The organism is Brevibacillus sp. YAE8, assembly GCF_057543335.1.
Window position 1 is genome coordinate 50274 of sequence record NZ_BAAIYG010000030.1, and the last position, 13258, is coordinate 63531.

The following is a 13258-nucleotide window of genomic DNA, read 5'->3' on the forward strand; positions in this document are numbered from 1 at the left end:
TAGGGCCAAAACGGCAAGCCGAGTGACGCAAGGGCTGATGATTCCTTGCGCTTCCTCGGCTTTTTTCGTGCGTGAACCAGCTAGTTCAGCGGCTGCTTCGTCGCCAGCAGTCCGTTCAACAAAGCGGAGAGGCTGCGCAGCGATTTGGACAATTCCGCCTCGGGGTCAGCGGAGTTTGCCAGCCAAAACGCGGTATCCGCCAGCCCCCCGTTCAACAGCCGGGCCAATGCCTCGGGGTCGGTCTTCACAATGATCTGTTCCTGCATCAGCTTTTGCAGCGTGTCAGTCATCGTCGCCAGACATTGCGACTGGGACGATTGCCAGTAGGCGTTGCCCAGCACCGAAGGCGCATCCCGCAGCACGATCCGCTGGATTTCCGGTTCCAGCGCCATGGCGAGATAGGCGCGGCAGCGGCACACAAAGCCTTCCCACAAGCTTTCGGCGGCGTCGGAGATCGCGGCCAGCTTTTCGTCCATTTCCGCATCGAGCTGTTTGACGACGGCGGCAAGCAAGCCTTTTTTATCGCCAAAGTGATGGTAGAGCGCCCCTCGCGTCAGGCCGACAGAAGCGGTAAGCTCATCCATCGAAGTATCTGCATAGCCGATCGTGCCAAAAGCTTGTCTGGCGGCACTGACCAACTTGGCGCGCGTTTCCGCCAACATTTCTGCGCGTGTCTTGCGGGTCATGGGATTCCTCCTGTTACGATTCTCGGGGGGCTTTTTTGTGTTCTGTTCGTAGCGCATAAAAGGAAAAGCGGGGCAGATGAGAAAGCAGTACGCGCATTGACGTACGCTGCGTATGTTTTTATGGTATTGGCATACGAGATGTATGTCAATGTGTAGTGACCAACGTGACGGGAAAGACGACATTTGTTCGCAGGCGGAGGATGTTCAACCTTTACCTTGAAATATTTAAGGCTACTGACACGAAAGGTTTTTCGGCAGCAGGTCTGGCCGCCAGGATGTAGATTTCGATGTCGGGCATCGGGATTGTCACCATGCTGTCCCAACTGCGCGGCGAGTACCTGTGCTTAGAAAGGAGAGCGAAAATGAAAGCTTTATCCAAAGAAATGCTCGCACTGATCGCAGAGCTGTACCAAAAGCCCGCTGTCCACGCCAGCTTGCATGAAACGCAACAGCGGAGAACAGACATTTTGCACACGATAGCCGAGAGTGCCAGTTTGCTTGCGTTGCCGTTCCTGCTGCCGTTTGCCATGCGCGTGGACGACCCATTCGGCAAGCTCGCGCGCAGAGCGGTACAGCACAGCTTGCAGCGCCATGGCAAGCAGGGGCTGATTTCCCTCGATCAGTACATCCGCAGGCTGACAGCATACCAGCATGCAGACAAATTGGGAGCGTGGCACGAGCTGTCGCCTGCGTCAATCGAGGCTTTCCCGATACAGGATGAGGCAGATGCGAGCTTTGTGGGGCTGTGCAGCTTTCATCGAAACGGCTACGTGCGCGAGGCGGCGGTTGTACGGCTAGCCCGGGAAGCTTCGGGGGCAGAGCTGCCGTTTTTGCTGTTGCGGTTAAATGACTGGCAGCCGAAGATACGCTTTCTGGCCTACAAGGCATTAAAGCAAAGGCTCCGCTCTGCATACGCGCCTCATTTTCTCGAATCGGTCTGCTTGGTGGACCATCTTGTCCGCTATTACCATCGGGAAAAATTTACGGATCTCGTCGACGGCATTTTTGCCCTGCTGCAACATCCTGCCCAGCGTGCGGTGCTGACTGGCGGATTTCGCTCGAAGGACTTGCATGTACGGCGGTTCAGCTTCGAGCTGGCGCTGCAAGCGGAGGGGGGAGAGCAGGAAGCCGTTTGGCGGGCAGCGATGGCACAGTCGGATGCGTTCATCAGGCAGCGAATCAGCACTTTGCTGGTAAAAAATCACTTAAACGTTTGTTTAAGCGATGGGCTAAAACTCATGAGAAACGACGTATTTCCGCCGATCAGGCAGCTTGCCTTGCAAACTTATGTGGAGCGTTACCCGGAAAAAGCCGGGGAAGCGCTGACTGCGGCGCTGCTCGATCCGCATAAAAACATTCGGGAGTTGGCGAGATTTTATCTCAAGGACCAGGGGGTCGATTTTGCGGCCTGCTATCGGGAAAAGTGCGCGGGAACGGATGAGCGGCAGCTTTTGGCCGCGATTGCAGGCGTGGGCGAAACAGGCGACAAGGCAGACGCGAACAGGCTGCTGCCGTTTCTTGCTGACGAGCGCACGCGGGTTCGCCGGACGACTGTAAAGGCAATCGCGATGCTGGACCCGGAACCGTACATCGAGCTGTTTTTCCGCTCCTTGCAATCCGAAAAGCGCAGCGAGTCGCGGGAAGCCAGGCGAGTTTTGGGCGGCATGGTGGATTTGCGGCACAGCGATAAGCTGTGGGAGATTTTCACAGGAGAGGCAGACACGCATGTGAAAAAGAACATCCTGTACTTGTTCACGCAGTTTGGGAAGGGAGACGGCATCCTCCATGTCTTGCGGGCGTGCGCTACGGATGAAGCAGAAGTCCGCGCCGAAGCGATCCGCCACGTCCAGCTCTGGGTAGACGGTTGCAACAAACGGTTTTACGTGCCCTTTGGTGCGGAGCGGCGAGAGCAGATGGAAGCTGTGCTGGCGCAGGTGCAAGCTGTCTTGCCTGCCGCATTGGCCGAGGAGCTGCGGTTTCTCATCCGCAAGTAAAAACAGATAGGAAAGCTGGTCAGCCGAAGAAAACGGGATGGCCAGCTTTTTTGTTTTCTTTACGAATTGCCGAGAAGGATCATATACGGAACTTTCTCCCAAGTTAAACTTTGGGTTAGGCCTACCTTTGCGCGGAAAAGTCTGCGGCTTTCGCGATGGCAACAAAGACGACAGGCGCCTTAGGCACTTTTCGGTGCCTATGCTACTAAAAAGTACGTACTTCCTATGAGGATACGCATGACCGATAATAGCAATCAGCAACACCGCATTCGCCAATCATGATGCGTAAGGGCCCTACCGTATGGCTGGCAAGTAAAACTGAAGGAGGATATGTTTACGCATGAGTACAACTATAGATAGCGTGCAGCAGCAAGAAAAAGGTGCGAAAAACTCCACGCTCGCTTTGCTTGCGCTTGCAATCAGTGCATTTGGCATCGGTACGACGGAATTTGTCATTGTCGGTCTGTTATCTACTGTCGCGCAAGATTTGCATGTGACCATTACGCTGGCCGGGCTGTTGATTTCCGGCTATGCGCTGGGAGTGGCTGTGGGAGCGCCGATCATTACAGCACTGACGAGCAGAATCCCGCGCAAGACGTTGCTTCTTTTGCTGATGATCGTGTTCATCGTCGGAAACAGTGTGGCAGCAATGTCTGGCAGCTTTGCGCTGCTGCTGGTTGCCCGCTTTATTACCGCATTTTCGCACGGCGTCTTCTTTTCCATCGGCTCGACAATTGCGGCTGATCTGGTGCCGGAAAACAAGCGGGCGAGCGCGATTGCGACCATGTTTACCGGATTGACGGTCGCCACCGTGACCGGAGTGCCTTTGGGGACGTTTATCGGGCAAATGTTCGGGTGGAGAGCGACTTTTTGGGGCGTAGCCATCCTTGGCCTGATTGCTCTCGTGGCGACGGCTGTGCTCGTTCCGGGCACTTTGAAAAAGGGCAAACCTGCCTCGTTGAAGGACCAAGTGAAAATTATCACAAACGGCCGACTGCTGCTGGCCTTTGCCATTACAGCGCTTGGTTACGGCGGCACGTTTGTCGCCTTCACGTTTCTCGGCCCGATTCTGGAACAGATCACGGGCTATCCTGCAGGCATCGTCAGTCTGATCCTGCTCGTGTACGGCCTGGCAATCGCCATCGGGAACACGATCGGGGGGAGAGCTGCCGACAAAAATCCGCTCCGGGCGCTCTTTTGGATGTTTGTGATTCAGGCTGTTATTCTCGTCATTCTCACGTTTACGGCTCCATTCAAAGTCGCGGGCACGATAACGATCATTCTGATGGGGCTGCTGGCCTTCATGAACGTGCCGGGACTGCAAGTCTATGTCGTACAGCTTGCCGAAAAATACGTTCCGGGTGCCGTCGATGTAGCGTCTGCGATCAATATTGCCGCGTTTAATCTCGGCATTGCCATCGGTGCTTTCGTCGGCGGAATCGTCGTGGATACAATGGGCTTGATTCATACACCGTGGATCGGGGGAGTGATGGTGGTTGGCGCTGCGCTGCTCACCGCAGCGAGCGGGAAGCTGGAGCGAGCGCGCCGCTGAGCGATTCGCCGTCTGTGCGCGTAATCTGTGCAGCAAGTTTCAGCTCACGGAAAAGTGGCAGAAAGGCTTGGAAGCCCGTCACCCAATAGTAGATTCCATCAGAAAAAGGCTGTGATCCATTCCAAGGATGACAGCCTTTTTCTTGCTTGCTTCGGCCAACGGGTGTAATCAAACCGTCCTTTTCAGCGTTTCGATCAACGCTTTCAGGTGGGGTAGGCTCCGGTTTTTCATCTGGTAGGCCAAATACAAGTCGTTCGTAACGGTGCAGGACGGGTACAAGACTTTTACCTTTCCGCTCGACAAGTGGTGATTCAGCATGAACGTGGGCAACAGGCTGATGCCTGCGCCGTGCTCAATGGCGGCCAAAACGCTGTGCAGATCGGGGACGACATGCGTCGGCTGCGTCTGCGGACGTTTTTGAAAATGCTCCCGCCAAAAGCGGCGGATGATCGGCAAGTCGAGGTCGTAGCTGATCCACGGCTGGGAGCACAGCCACGCTTCAAAAGCGTCACGCTCCGCAAAGGCAGGCTCGCTGTAATCGGGTGACGCGACCAGTACAAATTCCTCCTGCATGTAGGGGATGTACTCCACGCCAGGCACAGAAAGCTTTTGCGGCATGACGATGATGTCTGCCTTTTCCTCCAGCAGCAAGTCGAGCAGTCTGGATGCGACTCCCAAATAGGCGACGACGCGAAGCTGGTAGCTGCCGATGTGCGGGGCCAGCTTTTCCCGAAAAAACTCGTGGTTCGCCCCGATCCGGATGATCGGCAGGGAGGAGGCGGTGCTCGTTTTTAACGTTTGCGTGGTTTCTTCCAGCGCTTCAATGAGCGGGACCACTTGGGTGTAGAGGGTTTTGCCCCGCTCTGTAGGAATCATTTTGCGCGGTGCCCGCGTGAACAAAGGCTCGCCCACCTCGGCCTCCAGCGACGCCAGATGTTGGCTCATGGCAGGCTGGGTCATCATCCGTGTCCGGGCAGCTTCGGACACGGAGCCGTGCTTGTAGATGCTGACAAAGCTGCGATACCATTCAAAATCTACCATGATGTTTGGTAGCCCTCCTTTCCTTTCGTGCGGCATGTTCGTGTTAAACGGCTGCGTCCGTTCGAGGCGTTTGTCCCGTCAGGAGCGCGCTGCCTGCTTTTGCTGTCTCGCTCCCCAGAGCGTAAACAAAATCCCGATCAAGGTCGTAAGCGAAGCGACCCAAGGAACGGCAGGAAGTCCGCCGGCAAATCCCAGCTCGATGACCACGCCGCCGATATACGCCCCCAGCGCATTGCCCAGGTTGAATGCGGCGATGTTCAGCGTGGAGGCCAGCGTAGGGGCTTCCTTAGCCGTGTTCAGCATGTGGAGCTGCAGGCCGGGGACGGTGCCGAATGCGGCAATCCCCAGGACGAATACCGTTACCAGCGTGAGCGGCTTGCTCAAAGCTGTCAGGCTGAACAGGGCGAGAACCACTGTCAGCAGAGCGAGGATGCCGAGCAAGGAAGGAAACAGCTTGCGGTCTGCCAGCTTTCCTCCGTAAATGTTTCCGATCGTGATACCTACACCAAACAAGACCAGAATATAAGAAACCGAGCCGGGAGAAAAGCCGGTGATGTCCACGAGAATCGGCGCAATGTACGTAAATGCGGTGAAGACGCCCCCGAAGCCGAATACAGTCATCAACAGCGCGACGTGCACCGCCGGACGTTTCAGCACGCCCAATTCCTGGCGCAGACTGGACGCGGCGCTTGCGACCTTGGGCACGAGCAGGACGATCCCGACGAACGCAATCGCGCCGATGACCGTGATCGCCCAAAAAGTCGAACGCCAGCCATAAGCTTGCCCCAAAAACGTTCCGATTGGGACGCCCAAAATGTTCGCCAAAGTTAACCCGGTAAACATGATGGCGATCGCACCTGCGCGCTTTTCTTTCGGAACCAGCTCGGCGGCGATGACAGAGCCGACGCCGAAGAACGAGCCGTGCGTGAGGGCGGCGAGAATGCGCGCCAGCATCAAAACGGTGTAGTTGGGGGCCAGTGCGGCCAGGGCGTTGCCGACGATAAACAAAATCATTAAAAACAGCAAGAGTGCTTTGCGCGGCATTTTGTGCGTCGCGATTGTGATGACGGGAGCGCCTGCGGCAACTCCCAGAGCATACCCTGTAATCAGCAACCCGGCAAGCGGAATCGAGACGTGCAGGTCGGCCGCCACTTCCGGGAGCAAGCCCATGATGATAAACTCCGTCATGCCGATGGCAAAAGCTCCGAGCGTCAGCGCGTACAAGGCGAGCGTCGAGCCTTTGCGTGAAGATGCCGACAGGTCGGAATGACGGGCAGCGTGGTCGAATTGCATGATGATGGTTCCTCCTTTTTGCCCATTCAAATGTAAAAAGATAAACGAGGGGAGGCTGATCTCGTTTGCCTACCAGCCTCCCGTTTATTATTCACCCAGTTTGTTCAAGACTGCTTCTGTGACTGCCAGTGTAGATTGCGGATTTTGTCCGGTAATCAGGTTGCCGTCCACCTCGACGTGTGCGCTCCAGTCTGGGGCGGCCACAAAAACGGCACCAAGCTCGCGAAGTTTGCTTTCCAACAGGAACGGCAGGTAGGCGCCCAGCCCTGTCGCCGCTTCCTCGCTGTCTGTAAAAGCATTGACGCGCTTGCCTGCGACGAGCGGCTGACCGTCCGACAATGTCGCGCCTACAAGCCCGGCCGGACCGTGGCAGACTGCCGCGACGATTTTGCCCGCTTCGTAAAAGTCGCGCAGCAACTGTTGGAGCCTGGTGTTTTCCGGCAGGTCGAACATCGTGCCGTGCCCGCCTGGCAAAAAGATCGCAGCGAAGCTGTCTGCCGTCACATCCTCCAGCTTTTTCGTGTTGGCGAGCAGCTTGGCGGCATCGAGAAATTCCTGCGGGGTGTTCTCGTCCACGCTGCCCGGGTCGATCGGGCCTGCTCCGCCCAGAGGGCTTGCTACTGTGACATCATAGCCGTGCCGCTCGAAGGCGAGGTAAGCTTCGGCAAATTCGGACAGCCAGATGCCTGTCTGTTTGCCCTCGTGCATGTCTGTGTGATTGGTGACGACCATCAAAATTTGTTTTGCCATCTATATTGCCTCCTGTGAATGTGGGATTGTGGTGACAGTCGTTATTCTACGTCCGTTTTTTCGATAAAACAAATTATGTTTTCGTGATGTATTCATAAATAAATTTATAGATAGAGAAAAAAGAAGCCACCCCTGCTGTTTGCAAAAGAGGTGGCGACGTCGTGTTATTGGTTGAGAATGCTGTCTTCCAGCACCGCATATTTGTCTCCGTACTCGCGGATAATATGCTGCTCGCCCCAGGCGCATAGCGCGTCCAGAATGCTTTTCAGGCTCCAGCCGTACTCGCTCAGCTCGTATTCGACCTTGGGCGGAACCTGGTTGTACGTGATCCGGTTGATAATGCCGTCGTCTTCCAGCTCGCGAAGCTGTTGCGTCAGCATTTTTTGCGTGATGCCCGGCATGAGGCGCTTCAATTCGCTGGTGCGCTTTTTTCCGTGCGTCAGATGGCACAAAATGACGCACTTCCATTTGCCGCCGATGACTTCGAGCGTGGCTTCGACTGAAATGTTGTACTTCTTTTTCAACGGTCGATTCCCTCCTGCTTGCATAGGAACTTTTTAGTGCCTATCGCACAAAAAAGTACGTACTTTTCCTTTTGGCTATTGTCTCTCATAATAGCACTTGTCAAACCGCTTGCCACTTAATTTGACTGCTGTCAGCTCTTTTCGCAAGGCATGGCGTCGCGCGCGTCTCTGGCAATGAATGTTTTCGTCAAAAAGAAACTGACTTCAATTTACATGGCTTTGGCCAAGATAACAAGAGCAAATCTGATTTGCGAAAAGAGCTATTTCATAAAACAAAAAGGATGGAAGAAACGAACAATGGCAAACCATTTGCAAGATACAACCACGCTGTACAACGGAGTGAAAATGCCTTGGCTGGGACTGGGCGTTTTTAAAGTAGAGGAAGGTCCGGAGTTGGAACATGCCGTGCAGTTCGCGATCAAGCACGGGTATCGCAGCATTGACACCGCAGCGATCTACGGAAACGAGGAAGGGGTCGGACGCGGGATTCGCGCCGGAGTGGAAGCGGCCGGAATTGCCAGAGAAGATGTGTTTGTAACCTCGAAAGTGTGGAATTCAGAGCTTGGCTACGAATCGACGCTGGCTGCTTTCGAGACGAGCCTGAACAAGCTGGGGCTGGACTACCTGGACCTGTACCTGATCCACTGGCCGGTGGAAGGGAAGTTCAAAGAGGCGTGGAGAGCGCTGGAGACATTGTACAAGGCCGGGCGGGTCAAAGCGATCGGGGTGAGCAACTTCCACATTCACCATTTGGAAGAGCTGCTCAAAGACGCGGAAATCAAGCCGATGGTCAACCAGGTGGAGTTCCACCCGCGCCTGTCCCAAACCGAGTTGCGCGCTTACTGCCAGGAACAGGGCATCCAGTTCGAAGCGTGGTCGCCGCTGATGCAGGGCCAGCTTCTGGACAATCCCGTTCTGAAAGGGATCGCCGAGAAGCACGGGAAATCAATTGCCCAAATCATTTTGCGCTGGGACCTGCAGCACGGCGTCGTGACTATTCCCAAGTCCACGAAGGAACATCGCATCGTGGAAAACGCTTCGCTGTTTGATTTTGAACTGACAAAAGAAGAGATGGAGCTGATCGACGGCTTGAATGAAAACCATCGCGTCGGCCCGGACCCGGACAACTTCGATTTTTAATGCCAGGTCTGAAAAAGGGAGATAGAAGCTGTGTCTATCTCTCTTTTCCTTTTGGCTGCAAAAACGGTGGCGTCTTCATCCTGACCCGGCGTACCGGGCGTCTTCAGCGGCGGAGAGCGGCAATACGTGGCAGGCGGCGACAACTGGTTCACCGTCAGCGAGCTGCTCAGACCGATCCAACGCACGTTGACGCGCTGCAACGGGATTTTTCTGCCGCCTTTCGTCACCTTCGATGCGCTGCGCGGGACGGATGAATACTTGGAGCAGGAAGCGAAAAGGTATGCGGCATACATTCATGCTCCGGCGCATGCGCTCACTTCCTGAATCGTTTGGAGAGGCTGCTGTATGAGCGCCCAGGCATGGTCGCCATAGCCAGACAGCCAATGGGTCAGCCATGGTGAGCTACAAAGTTGTCAATCTTCCGCCACATAATCGGGCTGCGTATAGCTAGATCGAGTCATGCGGCGCACCCGGCGGTTGTCCTATACTCGGCAGCGTGAACCAAAACCACGAGGAGGAATCGAGTATATGGCAATGGCGCAACCGCTCCGGCACGAGGCGGAGGAACCGCAAAAAGAAAGGCGACTGTACCTTGCCCTCTGGCGGTGGCACTTTTACGCTGGCATCATTTTTGCTCCTTTTCTGATTTTGCTCGCGATCACGGGCGGCATTTATTTGTTCAAGCCGCAGATCGAACCGTGGCTGTACAAAGACTACTACTACGTACCCGTCGGTCAAACGGTTGTCTCGCCCACGCAGCAGGTAGAGGCGGTGAAGCAAGCCTATCCAGCGGCAGCGATTACACGCTACCGTCCAGCCGATGAGCCGACGCGCACGGCTGAGGTCGGCATTGTCGACAACAACGTGAGCAAAACCGTGTTCGTCAATCCGTTTGACGGCAAGATCGTCGGCGAGCTTGCGGACAGCGACAGGCTGATGCAAGTCATGAAAAAGCTGCATGGCGAGCTGCTGGCAGGTACGGTCGGCGACCGGATTATCGAGCTGTCCGCATGCTGGGGCATGATTTTGCTCGTCACGGGTATCTACCTGTGGTGGCCGCGAAACACCCGCTCGGTGTACGGGACGTTGCTTCCCAGGCTGATGCAAGGGAAGCGGTTGTTTTGGCGAGATTTGCATGCCGTTCCCGCGTTCTGGCTATCGCTGTTCACAGCAGTGCTCATCATGACGGGCTTGCCCTGGTCCGGCGTCTGGGGCGAATACGTCAACAAAGCGGCCACCTCGGCTCAATCCGGCTATCCGGACCAGTTGTGGGGCAGCGTGCCGGAGTCGGTCATTCCGACCAAGGCAGTGGCAGAAGTGGCGTGGGCAGCCGAAAACATGCCAGTGCCAGAGTCGGAGCAAAAAGGCGGGGATAAACCGTTGCCGCTGGAGCGGGTAATCCAGATTGCCGCCGAGCGAAAAGTCCCCGCTGGCTATACGATCAATCTGCCTGAAGGGGAAAAGGGCGTCTATACGGTGTCGGTGTTCCCCAAGTCTCCTGTGGACAATGCGACACTGCACATCGACCAATACAGCGGCAACGTTCTCGCCGATCTGCGTTTTGCCGATTACGGGACGATGGCAAAAGCAATCGAAATCGGCATCGCCTTGCATGAAGGGCGATTTTTCGGGTGGCCGAATCAGTTGCTGGCGGCGTTGACTTGTCTCGGTCTGGCAGGCATTTCCGTCACAGGGCTAATCATGTGGTGGAAGCGGAAGCCGCCGGGAAAACTGGGAGCGCCTGCCCTGCCGAAAAACTTCAAGCTGATGAAAGGCGTCGCGCTGATCGTCGTCGCGTTCGGACTGTTCTTCCCGTTGGTAGGCATCTCGCTCCTTGTCGTTCTGCTTCTGGATTGGCTTGTCATCAGGCGCATACCTGCAGTCAAACGTTTTTTGAGCGCATAGGCCAGTCGGATAAACGACCGATTAAGCGAGGGAGGAGAAACCGCATGGGAGAGAGTCCGTCTACGATACTGATTGTCGATGATGAAGAGCGAATCCGGCGAATTTTGCGCATGTATCTGGAAAAGGCGGGATACGTCGCGGATGAGGCCGACGACGGGAGCGCAGCGCTGAGTCTGGTAGAGCAGATCGACTACGATCTCGTCATTCTCGACCTGATGCTGCCGGAGATGGATGGCATCGAGCTGTGCCGGAGGCTGCGGGAAAGGCAGCAGGTCCCTATCGTGATCGTATCAGCCAGAGGGGAACAGGCAGATCGTTTGAGAGGGTTCGAGGCGGGCGCGGATGATTACGTCGTGAAGCCGTTCAGTCCGCACGAGCTGATGTACCGGATCAGGGCGATCCTGCAGCGGGCGCGCAGTCAGCAGGAAAAGGCCGGGGAAAGCAGGGCAGCTCCCGCCGCGATTGCGTATTCCGACCTGTTGATTGAGCCGCTGGCGCATCGGGTGACGGTCGGCGGAAACGTGGTAGAGCTGGCGCGCAAAGAGTTCGATCTGCTGCACTTTCTCGCCCTGCATCCGAATGAAACGTTTTCGCGGGAGGACTTGCTGCGGCACGTATGGAACGACGCCAGCGTACAACGGGATGCCCGCACCGTCGACACGCACGTTCGGAAAATCAGAAAAAAGCTGTTCCAGCGCTCCCCGGCGGCCGCCGGGCTGATTGCCACCGTATGGGGCTGGGGCTATCAGCTCTGTGCGACAGACCAGAATGTCCAAAATGGATAAGCAGTTCGCGGGAAAATCTATGTAAAACAAGAGAAACCTCACAATGTGTGGGGTTTCTCGACAATCTGAAGAGCAGAGTGGATGATCCACTCTTTTTTTACCAGGTCCAAAACTCTGCACCTTGCGCGATGATTAATCTTTCGAGCCATGTTTCAAACGTCATATTTAAGTAATGACCTTCGGCAGTCGAAACATCATCATGGTTAAAACATACCAAATAATTGGTTTGCCCATTTTTAACTCGATCAGAGTCAATAAAGATGTAATCACCATTGTTGATTGAGATAGGATACCAATTTTTGGGCATATAATCGAGATGGTTGTCTTGAATTTCATCAAGACTAAGTAGGGCTTGCTGAACGAATGAGAAATATACAAGAAATCATGAATAATATGCAGATTTGGTTCCAAAACAGCAAAGTCAGAGTCGAAATGCATATCAGTAGTATAAAATACTGTTTTTCCGATCCATTTTGAACGTTTCGTGTGCCTCTTGATTGAACGAAATTCTTACTGGTGCAAGGTTTTTCAAAGAATTCCTGCAAAAACCTTGCACTTGGTCAAATTATAAATCCAGATTTTCCGCAGTTTTCTTTGATTATTTCACGATTCCTCGCGTTTATGCATTGTTCAGCAAGCCCTACATAAAACTTATTATCGAGACCCAAGAAGAAATGCTGAATTCCCTTCCATCTAAAGCAAGATTCATTATTGAGCAAGTAGTGATTAATGGAGTTCCAGAAGAAATAGTCGCACAGATGAGGAATCCGATCTTGTATCGGATTCTTCTTTTTTGTTGTTCTTTGATCCCTAAAAATTATAGATTTTTATCTGTTAAAAATTCGTTCGTTTGAGTGCAAAGGCTTTCGAGTGATTGAGGCTTTTTCCAAAAAGCAAAAAATTTCTAAGAGGCGGTTGTAGTTTACTTTGTTTTTTTACCTACAAGGGTGAAGGCGATGAGTTGAGCGCTCAAAATAGTCGCTACTAACAATACAAAGGAGTTTTATTATGTCAAATTTTTCTTTAGGCACAGATGGAGCAAACCTTATCAAAAAACATGAGGGATTTTCCTTGAAATTTTATGGAGATCCTTATGGGTATCCAACAGTTGGATGGGGACACTTGATAACAGACACGAAAGTATACAAAAAAAATACAACAGGGAATCCAAATGATTCTCTTCTGTCCCAAGCAGAAGCTGATGCTTTATCAAAGTCTTTAAATCTAGGTTATACTTCACCAATCTCTCAGTCTAAGGCGAATACTTTTTTTGCTGATGATACTGCAAAGGCTGTAAAGGCAGTTAATAAATTAGAACTTCCTACAGGTTGTCAATTTACACAGTCGCAGTTTGATGCACTTGTTTCGCTCACTTATAATGGAGGTCCTGGGGTGCTAACAACCGATGATGTACAAGCGATGCTTGCCCATGTGTTTATATATCCTTTTATTGGCCCACTTGGGACTGTAAAATATTTTGTGTAAACTCTCATTCCACATTCCATTACAATGAAACAAAGTGAGGTTGAGAGAACACATGGGACTCATTCCAAAAGACCAGCTGCGCCAACTTATCAAAGAACACAAC

General features: G+C 53.7%; 12 protein-coding genes and 1 pseudogene. 7 read left to right on the forward strand and 6 right to left on the reverse strand.

What is annotated here, in order from left to right:
• Positions 1 to 80: 80 nt before the first annotated feature.
• A complete protein-coding gene (locus AC27IT_RS23660) occupies positions 81 to 686 on the reverse strand; it encodes a TetR/AcrR family transcriptional regulator (protein WP_283858546.1) in 606 nt (201 codons plus the stop codon).
• Positions 687 to 973: 287 nt separating this feature from the next.
• Between AC27IT_RS23660 and AC27IT_RS23665 the strand changes: the two genes are divergently transcribed.
• The gene (locus AC27IT_RS23665; RefSeq protein WP_283858547.1) at positions 974 to 2680 is read left to right on the forward strand and encodes a HEAT repeat domain-containing protein; all 1707 of its coding nucleotides are present in this window, start codon (positions 974 to 976) and stop codon (positions 2678 to 2680) included.
• 340 nt (positions 2681 to 3020) lie between these two features.
• A complete protein-coding gene (locus AC27IT_RS23670; RefSeq protein WP_283858548.1) occupies positions 3021 to 4232 on the forward strand; it encodes an MFS transporter in 1212 nt (403 codons plus the stop codon).
• Positions 4233 to 4400: 168 nt separating this feature from the next.
• Here AC27IT_RS23670 and AC27IT_RS23675 read toward each other — a convergent pair whose 3' ends face one another.
• The 4 genes from AC27IT_RS23675 to AC27IT_RS23690 form a co-directional block, all read right to left on the reverse strand.
• Positions 4401 to 5273, reverse strand: a complete 873-nt coding sequence (locus tag AC27IT_RS23675) for a LysR family transcriptional regulator (protein WP_005832054.1) — start codon at positions 5271 to 5273, stop codon at positions 4401 to 4403.
• A gap of 78 nt (positions 5274 to 5351) precedes the next feature.
• Complete coding sequence (locus AC27IT_RS23680) at positions 5352 to 6566, reverse strand: MFS transporter (RefSeq protein WP_025848669.1); 1215 nt, start codon at positions 6564 to 6566, stop codon at positions 5352 to 5354.
• 87 nt (positions 6567 to 6653) lie between these two features.
• A complete protein-coding gene (locus tag AC27IT_RS23685; RefSeq protein WP_122904689.1) occupies positions 6654 to 7316 on the reverse strand; it encodes a type 1 glutamine amidotransferase domain-containing protein in 663 nt (220 codons plus the stop codon).
• A 164-nt stretch (positions 7317 to 7480) separates the two neighbouring features.
• Positions 7481 to 7864: a winged helix-turn-helix transcriptional regulator gene (locus tag AC27IT_RS23690; protein WP_035988256.1), complete on the reverse strand. Its 384-nt coding sequence runs from the start codon at positions 7862 to 7864 to the stop codon at positions 7481 to 7483.
• A gap of 273 nt (positions 7865 to 8137) precedes the next feature.
• Here AC27IT_RS23690 and AC27IT_RS23695 point away from each other — a divergent pair, with 273 nt between their 5' ends.
• From AC27IT_RS23695 to AC27IT_RS23710, 4 genes are all read left to right on the forward strand, one after another.
• Positions 8138 to 8980 (forward strand): aldo/keto reductase, encoded by an 843-nt coding sequence (locus tag AC27IT_RS23695; protein WP_025848665.1) that lies wholly within the window; start codon positions 8138 to 8140, stop codon positions 8978 to 8980.
• A 126-nt stretch (positions 8981 to 9106) separates the two neighbouring features.
• A complete protein-coding gene (locus tag AC27IT_RS23700; protein ID WP_005832059.1) occupies positions 9107 to 9304 on the forward strand; it encodes an NADPH-dependent FMN reductase family protein in 198 nt (65 codons plus the stop codon).
• Positions 9305 to 9508: 204 nt separating this feature from the next.
• The gene (locus AC27IT_RS23705) at positions 9509 to 10885 is read left to right on the forward strand and encodes a PepSY-associated TM helix domain-containing protein (protein WP_283858550.1); all 1377 of its coding nucleotides are present in this window, start codon (positions 9509 to 9511) and stop codon (positions 10883 to 10885) included.
• Between the two features lie 44 nt (positions 10886 to 10929).
• Positions 10930 to 11670, forward strand: coding sequence for a response regulator transcription factor (locus tag AC27IT_RS23710; RefSeq protein WP_283858551.1), 741 nt, complete (start codon positions 10930 to 10932; stop codon positions 11668 to 11670).
• A 97-nt stretch (positions 11671 to 11767) separates the two neighbouring features.
• On the opposite strand, the pseudogene AC27IT_RS23715 reads toward AC27IT_RS23710, so the two are convergent.
• Positions 11768 to 12007: pseudogene (locus AC27IT_RS23715) on the reverse strand (SMI1/KNR4 family protein); the annotation flags it as partial.
• Positions 12008 to 12678: 671 nt separating this feature from the next.
• Here AC27IT_RS23715 and AC27IT_RS23720 point away from each other — a divergent pair.
• Complete coding sequence (locus AC27IT_RS23720) at positions 12679 to 13155, forward strand: lysozyme (RefSeq protein ID WP_487092126.1); 477 nt, start codon at positions 12679 to 12681, stop codon at positions 13153 to 13155.
• The last annotated feature ends 103 nt before the right edge of the window (positions 13156 to 13258 follow it).

What these genes read in the sequence shown, in the direction of transcription:
- AC27IT_RS23660 (WP_283858546.1), bottom strand. Translation starts at nt 686, where the DNA reads ATGACCCGCAAGACACGCGCAGAAATGTTGGCGGAAACGCGCGCCAAG.
- AC27IT_RS23665 (WP_283858547.1), top strand. Translation starts at nt 974, where the DNA reads ATGTCGGGCATCGGGATTGTCACCATGCTGTCCCAACTGCGCGGCGAG.
- AC27IT_RS23670 (WP_283858548.1), top strand. Translation starts at nt 3,021, where the DNA reads ATGAGTACAACTATAGATAGCGTGCAGCAGCAAGAAAAAGGTGCGAAA.
- AC27IT_RS23675 (WP_005832054.1), bottom strand. Translation starts at nt 5,273, where the DNA reads ATGGTAGATTTTGAATGGTATCGCAGCTTTGTCAGCATCTACAAGCAC.
- AC27IT_RS23680 (WP_025848669.1), bottom strand. Translation starts at nt 6,566, where the DNA reads ATGCAATTCGACCACGCTGCCCGTCATTCCGACCTGTCGGCATCTTCA.
- AC27IT_RS23685 (WP_122904689.1), bottom strand. Translation starts at nt 7,316, where the DNA reads ATGGCAAAACAAATTTTGATGGTCGTCACCAATCACACAGACATGCAC.
- AC27IT_RS23690 (WP_035988256.1), bottom strand. Translation starts at nt 7,864, where the DNA reads ATGCAAGCAGGAGGGAATCGACCGTTGAAAAAGAAGTACAACATTTCA.
- AC27IT_RS23695 (WP_025848665.1), top strand. Translation starts at nt 8,138, where the DNA reads ATGGCAAACCATTTGCAAGATACAACCACGCTGTACAACGGAGTGAAA.
- AC27IT_RS23705 (WP_283858550.1), top strand. Translation starts at nt 9,509, where the DNA reads ATGGCAATGGCGCAACCGCTCCGGCACGAGGCGGAGGAACCGCAAAAA.
- AC27IT_RS23710 (WP_283858551.1), top strand. Translation starts at nt 10,930, where the DNA reads ATGGGAGAGAGTCCGTCTACGATACTGATTGTCGATGATGAAGAGCGA.
- AC27IT_RS23720 (WP_487092126.1), top strand. Translation starts at nt 12,679, where the DNA reads ATGTCAAATTTTTCTTTAGGCACAGATGGAGCAAACCTTATCAAAAAA.